Annotated in this window: 14 protein-coding genes; 8 read left to right on the top strand and 6 right to left on the bottom strand. The window is 75.0% G+C overall.

What is annotated here, in order from left to right:
- The first annotated feature begins 5 nt into the window (after positions 1-5).
- The 8 genes from ACWD4U_RS21720 to ACWD4U_RS21755 all read left to right on the top strand — a co-directional run bounded on the left by ACWD4U_RS21720 (position 6) and on the right by ACWD4U_RS21755 (position 9,603).
- The gene (locus tag ACWD4U_RS21720; RefSeq protein WP_363459343.1) at positions 6-1,040 is read left to right on the top strand and encodes a GNAT family N-acetyltransferase; all 1,035 of its coding nucleotides are present in this window, start codon (positions 6-8) and stop codon (positions 1,038-1,040) included.
- A complete protein-coding gene (locus ACWD4U_RS21725) occupies positions 1,040-2,560 on the top strand; it encodes a hypothetical protein (RefSeq protein WP_363459341.1) in 1,521 nt (506 codons plus the stop codon). Before ACWD4U_RS21720 ends, ACWD4U_RS21725 begins: the two co-directional genes overlap by 1 nt.
- A complete protein-coding gene (locus tag ACWD4U_RS21730; RefSeq protein ID WP_363459339.1) occupies positions 2,557-3,756 on the top strand; it encodes a DegT/DnrJ/EryC1/StrS family aminotransferase in 1,200 nt (399 codons plus the stop codon). Before ACWD4U_RS21725 ends, ACWD4U_RS21730 begins: the two co-directional genes overlap by 4 nt.
- Before the next feature lie 97 nt (positions 3,757-3,853).
- The gene (gene mscL, locus ACWD4U_RS21735; protein ID WP_363459337.1) at positions 3,854-4,297 is read left to right on the top strand and encodes a large conductance mechanosensitive channel protein MscL; all 444 of its coding nucleotides are present in this window, start codon (positions 3,854-3,856) and stop codon (positions 4,295-4,297) included.
- A gap of 263 nt (positions 4,298-4,560) precedes the next feature.
- On the top strand, positions 4,561-5,151 hold the full coding sequence (locus ACWD4U_RS21740; protein WP_363459336.1) for a DUF6643 family protein: 591 nt from the start codon (positions 4,561-4,563) through the stop codon (positions 5,149-5,151).
- 141 nt (positions 5,152-5,292) lie between these two features.
- Positions 5,293-6,171: an MOSC domain-containing protein gene (locus tag ACWD4U_RS21745; RefSeq protein WP_449787260.1), complete on the top strand. Its 879-nt coding sequence runs from the start codon at positions 5,293-5,295 to the stop codon at positions 6,169-6,171.
- Between the two features lie 139 nt (positions 6,172-6,310).
- Positions 6,311-8,734: a right-handed parallel beta-helix repeat-containing protein gene (locus tag ACWD4U_RS21750; protein WP_363459333.1), complete on the top strand. Its 2,424-nt coding sequence runs from the start codon at positions 6,311-6,313 to the stop codon at positions 8,732-8,734.
- 38 nt (positions 8,735-8,772) lie between these two features.
- Positions 8,773-9,603, top strand: coding sequence for a hypothetical protein (locus ACWD4U_RS21755; protein WP_363459332.1), 831 nt, complete (start codon positions 8,773-8,775; stop codon positions 9,601-9,603).
- Between the two features lie 89 nt (positions 9,604-9,692).
- Here the strand turns inward: ACWD4U_RS21755 and ACWD4U_RS21760 are convergent, their stop codons facing one another.
- From ACWD4U_RS21760 to ACWD4U_RS21785, 6 genes are all read right to left on the bottom strand, one after another.
- Positions 9,693-10,796: a PLP-dependent cysteine synthase family protein gene (locus tag ACWD4U_RS21760; RefSeq protein ID WP_363459330.1), complete on the bottom strand. Its 1,104-nt coding sequence runs from the start codon at positions 10,794-10,796 to the stop codon at positions 9,693-9,695.
- Positions 10,797-10,922: 126 nt separating this feature from the next.
- Entirely contained in the window at positions 10,923-13,487 is a 2,565-nt protein-coding gene (locus ACWD4U_RS21765) for an FtsX-like permease family protein (protein ID WP_363459328.1), read from the bottom strand.
- The gene (locus ACWD4U_RS21770) at positions 13,484-14,236 is read right to left on the bottom strand and encodes an ABC transporter ATP-binding protein (protein ID WP_363459326.1); all 753 of its coding nucleotides are present in this window, start codon (positions 14,234-14,236) and stop codon (positions 13,484-13,486) included. The genes ACWD4U_RS21765 and ACWD4U_RS21770 overlap by 4 nt, the downstream gene beginning before the upstream one ends.
- Positions 14,233-14,508, bottom strand: a complete 276-nt coding sequence (locus ACWD4U_RS21775) for an SHOCT domain-containing protein (RefSeq protein WP_363459325.1) — start codon at positions 14,506-14,508, stop codon at positions 14,233-14,235. Before ACWD4U_RS21775 ends, ACWD4U_RS21770 begins: the two co-directional genes overlap by 4 nt.
- A gap of 194 nt (positions 14,509-14,702) precedes the next feature.
- Positions 14,703-15,365 carry a response regulator transcription factor gene (locus tag ACWD4U_RS21780; RefSeq protein WP_363459323.1) on the bottom strand — a complete coding sequence of 221 codons (663 nt, stop codon included), beginning with the start codon at positions 15,363-15,365 and terminating at the stop codon, positions 14,703-14,705.
- Positions 15,362-16,558 (bottom strand): sensor histidine kinase, encoded by a 1,197-nt coding sequence (locus ACWD4U_RS21785; RefSeq protein ID WP_363459321.1) that lies wholly within the window; start codon positions 16,556-16,558, stop codon positions 15,362-15,364. Before ACWD4U_RS21785 ends, ACWD4U_RS21780 begins: the two co-directional genes overlap by 4 nt.
- Positions 16,559-16,676: the final 118 nt, after the last annotated feature.

Genomic DNA, 16,676 nt, shown 5'->3' on the forward strand with positions numbered 1-16,676 from the left:
CCGACGTGGGAAGTGATCTGACGTTCCGTCAGCTCGGTGAGGCGGACGTGCCCGCGGTGCTGGAGCTGCTCACCGCCTCGCTGGCGGGCGGCCCGACCGGGGAGCGCAGTGCCGGGTTCTTCGCCTGGAAGCACCGCCGGAACCCGTTCGGCGAGAGCCCGGGACTGGTGGCCGAGGCGCCGGACGGGCGGCTGGCGGGGGTGCGGCTGTTCCTGCGCTGGCAGTGGCAGGACGGCGCGGGGCGGGTGGTGCGGGCGGTGCGGCCGGTGGACACCGCCACCCATCCGGACTTCCAGGGCCGCGGGATCTTCCGCACCCTCACCCGGCGGCTGCTCGAACAGGTCGACGGCGAGGCCGAGTTGGTCTTCAACACGCCGAACGGCAACAGCCTGCCGGGCTATCTGAAGATGGGCTGGCGGGAGCTCGGCCGGGTGCCGATCGCCCTGCGGGTGGCCCGGCCCGCCGCGTTCGCCCGCGGCGCCCGCGCGGCGCTGGCCCGCCGCCCCGGGCGGGTCGGCCCGCTGCGCTGCGAACTGCCCACCGCCGCCGAGTGGTTCGGCAGGCCGGACGCCCGGCTGCCCGAGCTGCTGGCCGAGCGGGCCCGGGCGGACGCGGCCGATCCGCGGCTGAAGACGGTGCGCACCGCCGAGTACCTCGCCTGGCGGTACGGCGCCGCGCCGGGTCTGGACTACCGGGTGGTGACCGTCGAACGCGGCGGCGAGCTGGTCGGGTTGGCGTTCGGCCGGCCACGGCGGCGCGGGCCGCTGGCGGAGTTCACCCTCGCCGAGCTGATCGTCCGCCCCGGCGACCGGGCCGCGGCGGCCGGGCTGCTGCGCGCCGCCGCGGGCGCCGGCTGCGACCACGCCGCCACCCACCTGGCGCCGGGCACCGAGGCCGCCGACGCGGCGCTGCGGGCGGGTTACCTGACCGCTCCGCGGGCCGGCATGACGCTGGCCGCCCGCACCCCGGGCGGCCCGCTGCCGGAGGGCCGGTCGCTCACCGACTGGCGGTTCGGCCTCGGCGACCTGGAGGTCTTCTGATGCCGTCCCCGCCGGACCTGCTCCGCCGGACGGCCGCACTGCGCGCCGCCCTCCGCCGGAGCAGGCCGACCCTGCTCGCGGGCTCGCTGGTGACCGGCTACGTCACGGTCTTCGTGCTGGCGATGGTGCACACCAGCTACGACACGTGGGGCGCGCTGCTGGTCGCCCCGGCGCTGATGGCGATCGGCACCCCGATCCTCGGCCGGATCGCCGCCAACAACCCCGAACGCGGGGTGTTCAAGCTGCTGTTGCTGGCGATGGCCGCCAAGCTGGCCTGCGCCTTCCCGCGCTACCTGATGGCCTTCGTGCTGTACGGCGGCGCGGCCGACGCCAAGATGTACCACCAGCGCGGCACCGACCTGGCCCGCTACCTGGACACCGCGGACCTGTTCGGCGGGATCCACTACGACCTGGGCATGAAGGTGGCGGGCACCGGCTTCGTCATCATCGTCACCGGCGTGGTGTACGCGGTCACCGGTCCGACCCTGATCGGCGGCTTCCTGGTCTTCTCCTGGCTGGGCTTCTGGGGGCTGGTGTTCTTCTGGCGGGCGCTGCAGATCGCCTTCCCGGAGGCCGACTCGCGGCGCTACGCCAAGCTGGTGTTCTTCCTGCCCTCGCTGCTGTTCTGGCCGTCCAGCATCGGCAAGGACGCCTGGATGATGTTCTGCCTGGGCCTGACCACCTACGGCGTGGCGCGGCTGCTGGACCGCCGGTTCGGCGCGTTCGTCTGCATCGCGCTCGGCTCGCTGGGCACCGCGATGGTCCGCCCGCACGTGACCGTGCTGGCCGGTGCGGGCCTGACCGTCGCGTACGTGCTGCGCAAGCGGCCGCAGCAGGTCAGCGCGCTCGGGCCGCTGCGGGCGATCCTGACGATCGCGGTGCTGGGCCTGGGCGTGATGCTGATGCTGCAGCAGGTCTCCACCTTCTTCGGTACCAACGGCACCGACGGCGACGCGGTCAACCACGTGCTGTCCGAGACCTCCCGGCGCACCTCGCAGGGCTCCTCGGTGATCAACGCGCAGGCCGCGGACGATGTCGCGCCGGCCTTCAGCCTGAACCCCGCCGGACTGCCGGTCGCGGTGATCAGCGTGCTGTTCCGGCCGTTCCCGTTCGAGGCGTCCAACCTGCAGAACCTGATCCAGTCGGTGGAGTGCTTCGCGCTGCTGATCATGTTCATCCGCGGCTGGCCCCAACTGGCCCGGATTCCGAAGCTGTTCGTGCAGCGCTCGTACATCGCCTTCACCGTGGTGTACACCCTGCTGTTCTGCTGGGCGTTCTCCACCATCAACAACATGGGCATCCTGTCCCGCGAGCGGGTGCAGGTGCTGCCGTTGGTGCTGGTGCTACTGGCGGTGCCCAAACCGGCGGTCGCCAAGCGGGTGGTGCGCCGCCGGGCACCGGTGTGGCGGGTGCAGCCCGGGCAGTGGGGGGAACGCGGGCAGCCGGGGCCGCCGCCTGAACTTCCGGTCCGCGTCGGCGGACCGGAGCCGTCCCGAACCCAGGGGGGATCCCACTCATGACCGACCTCGCCCGCCCCGCCGCGCTCGACGGCGCCCCGGCGTTCCCCGAGGGCCTGCCGCTCACCCGCGTCCAGGTCCCGGCCCGCCAGGAGCTGCTCGACCGGCTCGCCGCCGTCCTCGACAGCGGGATGCTCACCAACGGCGCCACGGTCCGTCAACTCGAGGAACGCGCCGCCGAGTTGATGGACGTTCCGCACGTGGTCGCGGTCTCCAACTGCACCGCGGGCCTGATGCTGGTGCTGCAGGCCGCGGGGGTCGACGGCCGCCGCCCGGTGCTGATGCCCGGCTTCACCTTCTCCGCCACCGCGCACGCCGCGCACTGGGCCGGCGGCACCCCGCTGTTCGCCGAGTGCCGGACCGAGGACGTCACCCTCGACCCGGCCGACGCCGAGGCCCGGCTGAAGGCCGCCGACTCCCCCGCCGCGATGATGGCCACCCACGTCTACGGCACCCCCTGCCAGACCGAGGAGCTGCAGCGGATCGCCGACGCCGCCGGCGTCCCGCTGGTCTACGACTCCGCGCACGGCCTCGGCTCCCGCCGCAAGGGCGTGCCGGTCGGCAACTTCGGCCTGGCCGAGGTGTTCTCGATGAGCCCCACCAAGGTCGCGGTGGCCGGCGAGGGCGGCCTGGTCGCCACCCGGGACGCCGCGCTGGCCGCCACCCTGCGCACCGCCCGCGACTACGGCAACCCGGGCGACTACGACACGCTCTTCCCCGGCCTGAACGCCCGGATGAGCGAACTGCACGCGGCCGTCGGCCTCACCTGGCTGGCCGGCCTGCCCGAGCGGGTCGTCCACCGCGGCGCCATGGTCGCCGAGTTCGCCCGCGCCACGGCCGGCCTGCCCGGCCTGCGCCTGGCGCTGCCGGAGGAGGGCGACGTCTCCACCTTCAAGGACCTCACCCTGATCCTGGACGCCGAGGAGTTCGGCCTGACCGCCGATCAGCTCGGCCGTGCCCTCAAGGCCGAGGGCATCGACACCCGCCGCTACTTCTTCCCCCCGGTGCATCGCCAGAAGTCGTACGCCCACCTCGGCCAGGCGGAGGACCTGCCGCGCACCGACCGGCTCGCCGCGTCCGTGCTGACCGTCCCGCTCTGGTCGCACATGGACGCCGCGGCCGTTCGCCGGGTCGCCGACGCGGTGGTGCGTATCCAGCCCTTCGCGGCGGAGCTCCGGGCGGCCGACCGGGCCCGCTGAGGTCGTCTGACCGAAGCTCGCAAGGCGGTTCGGCCGTTACGCGGATCAGGTGAACTCGGTTGGACCACAGGGAGGTTGGAGCGTCAGGATGTCGGCCATGTTCAAGGGATTCCGCAGTTTCCTGCTGCGCGGCAACGTGGTCGACCTGGCGGTCGGCATCGTCATCGGCGCGGCCTTCACGGCCGTCGTCACCGGCTTCGTCACGGCCTTCCTGACCCCGCTGATCGGTGTCGCCTCCGGCGCGGTCGGCGACTTCAGCAAGGAGTCGTTCACCGTCGCCGGGGTCACCTTCCCGTACGGCGCCTTCCTCAACGCCATGATCAGCTTCCTGCTGGTCGCCGCGGTGATCTACTTCGCCGTGGTGGTCCCGGTCGGCCGGCTGCAGAACCGCTTCAACCCGGTCAAGGAGACCCCGGTCGCCAAGGCCGACTGCCCCGACTGCCTCAGCACCGTCCCGGCCGCCGCCACCCGCTGCGCCCACTGCACCAGCGAACTGGCCGGGCGCCCGGGCTTCCCGGCCCAGGCCGCGGCGCTCCGCTGACGCCCGCCGCCGCACCGACCCCGGCCCGGACGGCACCCGCCGTCCGGGCCGGAACGCGTCCGCGACCGGGGTGGCACGTTCCTTAACAAAACCTTGGCGGAGCCTTACCGCTTGCCGATCGCCGGATGGCCGAAAATTCGCCGCCCTTTTGTCCGTTCCCACCGACTTCGCCCGCTTTGAGCCGGCGAAGAGTGTGTAAACAGTTGAACTCCCCGCCCTCTCACTCTCCTCAGCAGGCGCATTGTGGGCTTACGGTATGCCCCATGACCTCGCCCCGCTCCTACGACGGAGTCGGCTACCCCCCTCCGTCCTTCTCCTCCGGCACGCCCATCTACGACAGCCTCGTCGCAGAGCGCGGCATCCCGCAGATCGCGCCGATCAACGTCCCGCCGGCGCTCCCCACCTCCTCCTACTCCTCCTACGGCAGCGGCTACGCCGGCAGCTACGGCACCGGGTTCGACACCCCCGGCTCCCACCTGCCCGCCCTGCCGCCGGCCCGGCTCGCTCTCGGCCCCGGCCCGAGCAGCGCCCCCGCGCCCGCCCAGCACATGCCGGCCCAGCACGGCTACGGCCAGTCCCCGCAGCCCGGCTACGCCGCCGCCCCGCAGCCGTTCGTGCCCGGCCAGCGCCCGGTCGCCCCGGCCTACCCGCAGCCCACGCAGGCGTACCCGGCGAACAACTTCGCCGCCGCCCCGCAGAGCTTCGCGCCGAACTTCAACTCCCAGCAGTTCGGCGCCCAGACGGCCCCGCAGCAGTCCTTCGCCGACCAGTCCTTCGGCGGGAACACGCTGCGCCCCGCCGCCCCCCAGCCGCAGGCCTACCCCCAGTACCGCCAGTACCCCCAGGCCGGCTGAGACCCGACGTCCGTCTGGGCCCACGGAGGGAAGCCCAGCCGGGAGCAAGGTCAGCGCACACGTCCCGAAGGCCGCCCACGGAGCGAAGTCCCGCTCCCCGGGCGGCCTTCCGCGTGTCCGCGCACACCTAGGATGGGCCCCATGGCAAAGGTCGTCTCCCTCCACCTGTACCCGGTCAAGTCGATGTACCGCCTCACCCCGTCCACCGCCGACGTGCACCCCTGGGGCCTGGTCGGCGACCGCCGCTGGATGCTGGTGGACGCCGACGGCCGCGCGATCACCCAGCGCGACGAACCCGGCATCGGCCAGTTCCGTCCCGTCCCCGGCCCGGACGGCGGGCTCACCCTGACCGCCCCCGACGGCGCGGTGCTCACCGTCCCCGCCGCCACGCTCGCCGCGGCCGCCCCGGAGGCCCTGGTCGACGTCTTCGGCACCCGCTTCTCCGCCGCCGAGACGCCGAAGGAGGTCGCCGCGTGGCTGGCCGAGCGCCTGCCCGTCGGCCTCGGCGAGGTGCGCCTGGTCCACCTGGACCGCCCGGAGACCAGCCGGCAGATCGACCCGAGGTACGCCGCCGAGGGCGAGACCGTCTCGATGGCCGACGGCTACCCGCTGCTGCTCGCCACCACCGGCTCGCTCGCCGAACTCAACGCCCGGATCGCCGAGGACCACCCGGACGACCCGGTGAAGGCCGCCGCCCTCCCGATGGAGCGCTTCCGCCCCAACGTGGTGGTCGACGGCACCGCGGCGTGGGCCGAGGACGGCTGGCGCCGGGTGCGGATCGGCGCGCTGGAGTTCCGGGTGGCGAAGCCGTGCGGCCGCTGCCTGGTCACCACCACCGACCAGGAGACCGGCGTGCGCCGCGGCCCGGAGCCGCTGCGCGCGCTCGGCCGCCACCACCGGATCGGCAAGAAGCTGGCCTTCGGTCAGAACCTGGTCCCGGTCCGGCCCGCCGGCGTGACCGGCGAGGTGCTCGGCACCCTCGCCGTCGGCGACGAGCTGGAGATCCTCGAAACCGCCTGAACCCGCACCGGGGCCACCCCCGGAACCACCCCCCGCCTCGGTCGTTGAACCGGGCGACGGTCCACCGCGTCCACCGCGCGCGCTACCGTGGGGTGATCGCGCCGCAGTGTCTCGACGAAGGCAGGGATGACAGATCGTCATGGCTGAGCTCAGGGTCCGGGTCACGCAGGACAGCGCCTCCCGCTGGCGGCGGCGGAGCGGGGAGTACGAGACGCTCCGCGAGGCCCTCGAGGTGGCCGAGCCGGGCGACACCCTGACGCTCCGTCCGGGGACGTTCCGCGAGGCCGTGGTGGTCGACAAGCCGGTGACGGTGACCGCCGCCGACGGCCCGGGCAGCGTGCGGATCACCGCGCCGGAGAGCGCCGTCCGCGGCGGCACCGCGCTGACGGTCACCGCCGCGGCGACCCTGCGCGGCCTGACCGTGGAGGGCTCGGACCGCTCCGCCCCGGCGGTGCTGGTGGCCGGCGCGGAGGGCGCGGTGCTGGCCGACTGCCGGATCGAGACCGTCTCCGCGGTCGGCGTGGAGATCGTCGACGGCGCCCGCGCCCAGCTCACCGGCTGCGTCGTGGAGAACCCGGCGGGCCTGGGCGTCCGGCTGCGCGGGCCGGTCCAGGCGGAGCTGCTGGACTGCGAGGTGGCGGCGGCCGGCCAGAGCGGGGTGGCGGCGCTGGGCGGCGCGAAGCTGCGGCTCGAGCGCACCCGGGTGCACCACGCGGGCGGCGCGGGCGTGCTGCTCGCCGACCCCGGCACGCTGGCCGAGCTGACGGGCTGTGAGGTGTACGAGGTGCGCGGCTCCGGCGTGCAGGCCGAGTCGCAGGCGGTCGGCCGGCTCGCCGACTGCACGGTGCACCGGGTCTCCGGCAACGGCCTGAGCCTGGACACCGGCGCCGAGCTGGAGTTGACCGGCTGCCGGGTGCACGAGGTGCCGGAGAACGCCGCCGACCTGCGCGGCGGGTCCAGGCTGACGCTGCGCCAGGTGACGGTGCAGGGTTTCGGCCGGGGCGCGCTCTCGGTGTGGGACGGCGGCACCAAGGTGCTCGCCGAGGGCTGCCGCTTCCACTCCGCGCAGGGCGACTACCCGGCGCTGTGGGTGAGCGACGGCGCGGCGCTGGAGCTCGTCGACTGCTCGCTGGACGACCTGCCGGACGCGCTCTTCGTCCTCGACCAGGGCTCCTCGGCGAGCGCCCGGGACTGCTCGTTCACCGCGATCCGCTCCTCCGCGGTGTCGGTGAGCGGCGGGGCCAGCGCCGACCTGGCGGGCTGCCGGATCCAGGGCGCGGGCACCGGCCTGTGGTTCCGGGACCACGGCTCGGGCGGCCTGCTGACGAACTGTGAGATCGCCGAGGTGGCGACCGGGGTGATCGTCACCAAGGGCGCCGACCCGGTGCTGCGGGACTGCACGGTGCGTGGCGCGAGCGACGCCGGGGTGTACGTGTCGGCGCAGGGCCGCGGCGAGTTCGAGTCGGTGCGGGTCTCGCAGGGCGGCGGGTTCGGCTTCCACGTGATCGACGGGTGCCGCACCCGGCTGATCCGCTGCCGGGCGGAGCGCAACGCCCGGGCGGGCTTCGAGTTCTCCGAGCCGGGCCCGCTCGCGGAGGGCTGCACCTCGGACGACGTGGCGCCCGCCGCGCCGGTGCCCGCGCCGCGCGGCACCGACCCGGCCGCCGCTCCCCCGCTGGCCTCGCTCGTCCCGGCCGTGCTGACCTCGCACGCCCCGGCCGCGCCGGCCGCCTCGGCGATCGCCCCGATCCCGGACTGCCGCCCCGCCGAGGAGGCGCTGGCCGACCTGGACGCGCTGGTCGGCCTGGCCACGGTGAAGCAGGAGGTGCGCACCCTGATCGACATGATCTCGGTGGGCCGGGCCCGCCAGCGGGCCGGCCTGAAGGCGCCCTCGCCCCGCCGCCACCTGGTCTTCACCGGCTCCCCCGGCACCGGCAAGACGACGGTGGCCCGGCTGTACGGCGAGATCCTCGCCTCGCTCGGGGTGCTGCAGCGCGGCCACCTGGTGGAGGTGGCCCGGCTGGACCTGGTCGGCGAGCACATCGGCTCGACGGCGATCCGGACCGCCGCGGCGTTCGACAAGGCGCGCGGCGGGGTGCTGTTCATCGACGAGGCGTACGCGCTCGCGCCGGAGGACGGCGGCCGGGACTTCGGCCGGGAGGCGATCGACACCCTGGTGAAGCTGATGGAGGACCACCGCGACGAGGTGGTGGTGATCGTGGCGGGCTACACCGCCGAGATGGAGCGCTTCCTCGCCGCCAACCCCGGCCTCTCCTCCCGTTTCTCCCGCACCGTCACCTTCCCCGACTACACCGCCGGGGAGCTGCTGGAGATCGCCCGCGCCCAGGCCGCCGAGCACGAGTACCGCCTCGACGAGGCCACCGAGGCGGCCCTGCAGGCGCACTTCACCACGCTCGACCGGGGCGCCGGCTTCGGCAACGGCCGTACCGCCCGCCAGGTCTTCGAGACGATGGTCGAACGCCACGCCAGCCGGGTCGCCCACCTGTCCGACCCGACCACCGAGGACCTCCAGCTGCTGGTCCCCGCCGACCTGCCGACCTGACGCCGGCCCGCCGCGCGGCCGGTGGGATGATCGCTGCCGTGCAGCCCTGGAACGATCTGACCACCGCCGAACAGACCCTGCTCCGCCGCGCCGTGTACGGGGCGGGCCTGGCCGGCACCGTCCAGCACCACGGCACCGACCTGCGGTGGGCCGGCTCCCCCGACGCGCCCCCGCGCAGCCTCACCCGGGACGAACAGCTCGCCCTGGTCCCGCGGTTGGCCGCGGTCGCCGCCGACCTGGCGGGCCGCGGGCTGCTCACCGTCCACGCCCGGCAGGGCCGCTACGCCGAGCCCGCCGACCCCGCGCTGACCGGCGACGCCCTGCACGCCGCCCTCGCCGAGCCGGACCACTGGCTGTGGGACCCGAAGCGCGCGCACGGGCACGACCTGCGCGCCGCCGAGGCCGCGGACCGGCACTGGCGGGCGGACGTGTACCCGGTCGGGTCCGCCGACGGGCTGCCCGACTGGGACGAGCTCTCCCTCGACCAGCAGCGGGTGCTGGTCTGCGCCGACGAGTCCAGCGGCATGCTCACCGGCCCGTTCGGCATCTGGGAGGACCTGCCGACCGAGCTGACCGGCGCCGACCGCACCGCCTGGGTCGAGCGCCAACTCGCCCCGCTGGTCCCGTTCGTCCGCGACGGCTGGATCGAGGTGCAGCACCACGCCGCGGAGCGCGGCGACGCCTTCACGGTCGTCCCGCTCGACCGCCTGGCGGACGCCTTCGCCGACCCCGCGCTGCGCCACGACGACGGCGACGACTGGGGCGTCGGCCTCACCTGCACCTTCACCTACCGGGGCATAGCCGTCTGGCGCGCCGGCTGGAGCAGCGCCTGGGGCCGCCGCCTGCGCTTCGAGCAGCCGTCCGACTGACGCACGGTCAGCTACGGATCAGCCCGCGTGGCGGACCCGGAAGCGGGCGGGGCCCGCCGGGTCCCGGTCGGCGACCTGGACGCTCCGGGTCACTCCGTCCAGTCGCCGCTCGCCAGGAAGGCGTCCAGTGCGGCGCGGTACGGGGCGGGGTCGATCCGCTCGGCGGCGAGCCAGTCGGCGGAGTAGTACTTGTCGAGGTAGCGGTCGCCGGGGTCGCAGATCAGGGTGACCACGCTGCCGGTACGGCCGTCGGCGCGCATCTCGGCGACGATCCGCAGGGCGCTCCACAGGCCGGTGCCGGTGGAGGCGCCGGCCTTCTTGCCGAGCACGGCCTCGAGCAGGTGGACGGCGGCGACGGAGGCCGCGTCGGGGACCTTCATCATCCGGTCGATCGCGCCGGGGACGAAGCTGGGCTCCATCCGGGGGCGGCCGATGCCCTCGATCCGCGAGCCGGTGGAGCACTGCGCGTCGGGGTCGTGGCGGACCCAGCCGTCGAAGAAACAGGAGTTCTCCGGGTCGGCGACGCAGATCCGGGTGTCGTGCTGCAGGTAGTGGACGTACCGGGCGATGGTGGCGGAGGTGCCGCCGGTGCCGGCGGTGGCGACGATCCAGGCGGGTTCGGGGTGGGGCTCCATCCGCAGCTGGGCGAAGATCGACTCGGCGATGTTGTTGTTGCCGCGCCAGTCGGTGGCCCGCTCGGCGTAGGTGAACTGGTCCATGTAGTGGCCGCCGGTGTCGGCGGCCAGCTTGGCGGCGACCTCGTAGACCTCGCAGGAGTTGTCGACCAGGTGGCAGGTGCCGCCGTGGAACTCGATCAGCTCGATCTTGGCGCGGCTGGTGGTGCGGGCCATCACGGCGATGAACGGGACGCCGATCAGCTGGGCGAAGTACGCCTCGGAGACGGCGGTGGAGCCGCTGGAGGCCTCGATCACCGGCTTGCCGGGGCGGATCCAGCCGTTGCACAGGCCGTACAGGAAGAGCGAGCGGGCCAGGCGGTGCTTGAGGCTGCCGGTGGGGTGGGTGGACTCGTCCTTGAGGTACAGGTCGATGCCCCAGTCGGCGGGCAGCGGGAAGCGCAGCAGGTGGGTGTCGGCCGAGCGGTTGGCATCGGCCTGCACGCGGCGCACCGCGTCCTTCAACCAGGCCCGGTACTCGGCGTCGGAACGGTCCACGTCCAGGATCTGGCCGGTCATCGCGCACACTCCTCGTCACCACGAATCAGGCAACCCAGTGTAACAGTTGATCACGATAAGTGACCGTTACGGAAGCCCCAGCTTCCCCTTATGGGGCGGCCGGGGCTCCCGCGACACCAGGTGCCGTCAGTCCGCGGCCACCGCGCGCAGGATGTCGAGCCGGGCGGCCCGGGCGGCCGGGCGCAGTCCGGCCAGCGCCCCGGCGAGCAGGCCGACCAGCAGGACGACCGCCAGGCGTCCGGCGGGCAGCGCGAAGGAGCCGGTGCCCGCCGAGTCGGCGGCGCGGGTGAGCGCCCAGCCGAGGAAGGCGCCGAGGGCGAGGCCGCCGGTGGTGCCGAACGCGGCGACCAGCACCGACTCCCACCGCACCATGGCCCGCAGCTGCCCGCGGGTCTGGCCGACTGCGCGCAACAGGCCCAGTTCCCTGGTGCGTTCGTGGACGGCGAGGGTGAGGGTGTTGGCGATGCCGAGCAGGGCGATCAGCACGGCGAGCGCGAGCAGGGCGTAGACCACCGAGAGCATCATGTCGACGGCGCCGGCGGAGCTCGCGGCGTACTCGGCGCGGGTCTGCGCCTTCGGGCTGCCGTAGGCGTCGGCGGCCCGCTGCACGGCGGCCTTGCCCTGACTCAGCGTCACCCCGGGCCTGAGGGCGACGGCGACCATGGTGTCGGCGTCCTGCACCCGGTGCGGCTGCCAGGCCTGACGGCTGATCAGGTAGTCCCCGGCGACGCCGCCGCCCTGGTAGAGGGCGCGGACGGTGAAGGCTGCCGGGCCGTCGGTGAAGCGCATCGGGACGGTGCTGCCGAGGCTCCAGCCGCGGGCGGCGGCCTCGGCGCGGGAGACCGCGAGGCCGTCGGCGCCGAGCGCGTCGAGTGAGCCGTCGATCCGGCCGAGGTCGACCACCTGGGCCAGCGCGGCCGGGTCGGCGACGTCCAACTGCCGTCCGTGGCCGTCGACCTGGGCGACGCCCCGGCCGAGGCCGACGGCGGCGCGGACCTCCGGCAGGGCGCTCAGCGCCGGGGCGAGCTTCGGGGAGACGCCGCTGCCGCCGGCCCCGGTGGCGGGGGCGGTGACGGCGAGGTCGCCGGCGAAGGAGCGGGAGACGCTGTCGTCCAGGGTGGCCTTCACGGAGGCGCCGAAGACGGTGAACAGGGTGACCACGGCGACGCCGACCATCAGGGCGGTGGCGGTCGCGGCGGTCCGCTTGGGGTTGCGGGCGGCGTTGCGGCGGGCCAGCGCCCCGGTGACGCCGCGCAGCCGGGGCAGCGGCGCGCCGAGGGTGCGGACGGCGAGGGCGGCGGCGACCGGTCCGAGCACCACCGTCCCGGCGAGCACCGCGAGGGCGCCGCCGACGGTGAGCGTCAGCGAGGGCCCGCGGGTGGCGCCGACCACGGTGGCGGGCAGGCCGCCGAAGACCAGCAGCGCGCCGAGGCCGGCCCGCAGCCAGGCGCCCCGGCCTTCGGCGGCGCCGTCCACCGCGGTCTCGCGCAGGGCGGCGAGCGGGGCGGTGCGGGCGGCGCGCAGCGCGGGGGCGAGCGCGGAGCCGACCGCGACCACGGTGCCGGTCAGCAGCGGGAGCACGATCGTGGCGGTGTGCACGACGGTCCCGCCGGTGGGCAGGGTGAAGCCGATCGCCGCGAACAGCGCCTTGAGTCCGGCGGCGACGCCGAAGCCGCCGAGCAGGCCGAGGCCGGAGGCCAGTGCGCCGAGCGCGAGGGCCTCGCCGAGGGTGGTGCCGAGCACCTGCCCGCGGCTGGCGCCGAGCGCCCGCAGCAGGGCGTTCTCGCGGGTGCGCTGGGCGGTGACGATGGCGAAGGTGTTGTGGATGGTGAAGGTGGCGACCAGCAGCGCGATCCCGGCGAAGACCAGCAGCAGCGTGGTGAACAGGCCGAGGAAGCGGCCGGAGACGTCGGCGGTGGACTGCGCGGTGGCGTCCGCGCCGGTCAGCGCCTCCACGCCGTCGGGCAGCAGCGGCCGTACCCGCTCGACGAGTTGACGCTGACTCAGGGTGTCGGAGCGCAGCCGGACGGTGCTGACCTGGCCGCTGCCCCTGGGCGTCAGGTGGGCCTGGGCGTCGGCGAGGGTGAGCGCGGTGAAGGTGCTCGGGCCCATGCCGTCGGCGTCCGCGCCGAAGGTGGCGATGCCGACCACGGTGACCCGCACCGGGTCGGGGGTGCGCAGCACGGTGGTGGAGCCCAGGTGCAGGCCGCCGGTCCTGGCGGCGCCGCGGTTGACCACCACCTCGCCGGGCGCGGCGGGGGCGCGGCCCTCGGCGAGCCGGTACGGGTTGAGCTGGGAGTCATTGATCCAGTTGCCCGCCAGGGTGGGCGGGCCCTGGCCGCCGATCGGCGTGCCGTCGGCGCCGATCAGTTGGCCCGCGCCCTGCACGGACGGTTCGGCGGCGCTCACCCCGGGCACGGCGCGCAGCTTCGCGGTCAGCGCGTCGTCCAGCGGGGCGCGCACCCCGCCGGGGACGTTCGGCGCGTCCAGCACCTCGGCGCTGCGGACCACCGCACCGGTGCCGGCGTTGGCGTCGGCGAACAGGGTGTCGAAGTTGGCGCGCAGGGTGTCGCCGAGCACCATGGTGCCGGTCAGGAAGGCGACGCCGAGCACGATCGAGGCCACGGTGCCGAGCAGCCGGCGCCGGTGGGCGAGCAGCGAGCGCGCCCCGATCCGTACGCTCGCGTTCACCGGGCGCCCGCCTCGGCGCGCGGGCCGTCGAAGCTCTTCATCCGGTCGAGGACCCGGTCGGCGGTCGGCGCGTCCATGGTGTCGACCAGCCGGCCGTCGGCGAGGAAGACGACGGTGTCGGCGTAGCCGGCGGCCGCCGGGTCGTGCGTGACCATGACCACCGCCTGGCCCATGGTGTCGACGGCGGAGCGCAGCAGGCCGAGCACCTCGCCGCCGCTGCGGGAGTCCAGGTTGCCGGTCGGCTCGTCGGCGAAGACCACCTGCGGCCGTCCGGCCAGCGCCCGCGCCACGGCGACGCGCTGCTGCTGGCCGCCGGAGAGCTGGGACGGCCGGTGGTGCAGCCGGTCGCCGAGGCCGACCACGTCGATCAGCGCGGACAGCCACTCGGGGTCGGGGGCGGCGCCGCCGAGGTCCAGCGGCAGGGTGATGTTCTCCCGCACGGTCAGCGTCGGCACCAGGTTGAACGCCTGGAAGACGAAGCCGATCCGCTCCCGGCGCAGCAGCGTCAACTCCTTGTCGCCGAGCGCGGACAGCTCCGTCCCGCCCAGGTAGGCGTGGCCCGCGCTGAGCGTGTCCAGCCCGGCGGCGCAGTGCATCAGCGTCGACTTGCCGGAGCCGGAGGGCCCCATCACGGCGGTGAACCGCGCGGCGGGGAACTCGACGCTGACCCCGTCCAGGGCGCGCACCCGGGTCTCCCCGCCGCCGTACTCCTTCACCGCGTCCTGCACGCGGGCGGCCGCGACGGTCATCGCTTCACCCCGGGCGCGTCCTGACCCTCCGTCAGCACGGCGCGGCGCTCGCGGTACTCGTCCGCGTCGATCTCCCCCTGCGCGTACCGCCGCCCCAGCACCGCCAGCGGGGCGTGCTCCCCGCCCACCCGGCCGCACCAGCCGCCGCGCCGCCACGCCGCCCGGCGCAGCGCCGTCACCACCAGCACCACCACCAGCAGCCAGAACAACGGGAACACCAGCACCCACGGGCCGGGCCACGACCCGGGCCCATCGGCGAGCAGAGCGGTCATCGGAATCCATCTCCTTCGAGCAGCGGAACCATCTCCACCACCGTCCCGCCGTCCACCCCTCGCCCGCGTCCCCCACCGGGCGACACCACCGCTACTCCCGGCGGACTACCGGGCCTCGTCCTCCCGGCCCGGCGCGACGGACGCCTCGGACCGCTCGCCCCCGCGTGACCCGCCGTCAGGGCGGACGGTCCCGGTCAGCCCAGCCAGCCGGGGCGGACCAGGCCGGACTCGTAGGCGGTGACCACCAGTTGGGCGCGGTCGCGGGCGCCCAGCTTGATCATCGTGCGGCTGACGTGGGTCTTCGCGGTGAGCGGGCTGACCACCAGCCGGCGGGCGATGTCCTCGTTGGACAGGCCGAGGCCGACCAGGGCCAGCACCTCGCGCTCGCGGTCGGTCAGGACGTCCAGCCGGGCGGTGGACGGCTCCTTCGAGCGGGCCGCGAACTCGCCGATCAGCCGCCGGGTGACGCCCGGCGAGAGCAGCGCGTCGCCGGCGGCCGCGACCCGGACGGCGCGCAGCAGGTCGCCCGGCTCGGTGTCCTTCACCAGGAACCCGGCCGCACCGGCCCGCACCGCCTCGAAGACGTACTCGTCCAGCTCGAAGGTGGTCAGCACCACCACCCGGACCTCCGCCAGCGCCGGGTCCGCGCAGATCCGCCGGGTCGCGGCGAGCCCGTCCAGCCGCGGCATCCGGATGTCCATCAGCACCACGTCCGGCCGCAGTTCGGCGGCGAGCGCCACCGCCTGCTCGCCGTCGTCCGCCTCGCCGACCACCGCCAGGTCGGGCTGGGCGTCCAGCAGTGCCCGGAACCCGGCCCGCACCAGCGTCTGGTCGTCCGCCAGCAGCACCCTGATCACGGTTCGGCTCCCTTCGACGCCGCCTGCGGCAGCCAGGCCGCCACCCGGAACCCGCCGTCACCGCGCGGTCCCGCCACCACCCGCCCGCCGAACGCGCCGACCCGCTCGCGCATCCCGACCAGCCCCGTCCCGCTGCCGCCCGCGTCCCCGCCGCCGGGCGGCCCCGGATCCTCCACCCGCACCTCCAGCCCGTCCGGCCGCCACTCCAGCACGACCTCCGCGGTCCGCGCGGTCGAGTGCCGCAGCACGTTGGTCAGCCCCTCCTGGACGATCCGGAACGCCGCCAGGTCCAGCGCCGCGCCCAGCGGACGCGCCGCACCCGCGGTGCGCACCGCCACCGCCAGACCCGCGTCCCGGGCCTGCGCCACCAGCTCGTCCAGGCGGGCCAGGCCCGGCGCGGGCGAGAGCGGCGCCGCCGCGCCCGGCCGGCGCAGCGTCCCCAGCACCTGCCGGACCTCGCCCAGCGCCTCCTTGCTGGTCGCCTTGATCGTGGTCAGCGCCGTCCGCGCCTGCTTCGGCTGCGCGTCCAACAGCTCCAGCGCGACGCCCGCCTGAAGGTGGATCAGGGAGATCGAGTGCGCCAGGATGTCGTGCAGTTCGCGCGCCATCCGCAGCCGCTCCTCGTCGCTGCGCCGGGCCCGGGCCTCCTCCTCGGCCGCCCGCACCGCCGCGATCTGCTCCCGCCGGAACCGGGCCAGCTCGGCCCCGGCGAAGACCAGCAGCAGCCAGGCCGTCACCCCGAGCTCCTGCCAGCCCGCCACGCCGCGGCTCTGCGCCCGCAGCCACGCGTCCGGCACCACGTAGCTGATCAGCAGGTGCACCAGGTAGAAACCGCCCGCACTCAGCCAGGCCGCCCGCCGGTGCCCGTGCTGCACCGCGTGGAAGAACGCCACCACCATGCTCAGGAACACCGGCCCGTACGGGTACCCCGCCCACAGGTAGACCGACGTCACCGCCGCCGTCCCGGCCACCGTCGCCGCCGGGTACCGCGTGCGCAGCACCAGCAGCGCCGGCCCCGCCAGCAGCAGCGCGTACCCCCAGGCGTCCAGCGCGACCCGGCCGCTCTGGTGCTTCGCCGCCGCCGACGTCCCGACCACCTGCGCCACCGCCACCACGACGGCCAACGCCACCGGCCACCCCGCCTTGGCCGACCGCACCCAGAACGGCACCCACGGCCGGCCCACACCACTCATACCGAAAGGCTAGCCACCACCCCCACCACCCCACGTCACCCTCCCGAACCGGGCGCGCCTACTCCCCAGGGAGTACAAAGCCCCGCCAGGGGCCCGGGGAACGGCGGGAGTGTGTGGC

This window comes from Kitasatospora sp. NPDC002522 (genome assembly GCF_053595195.1).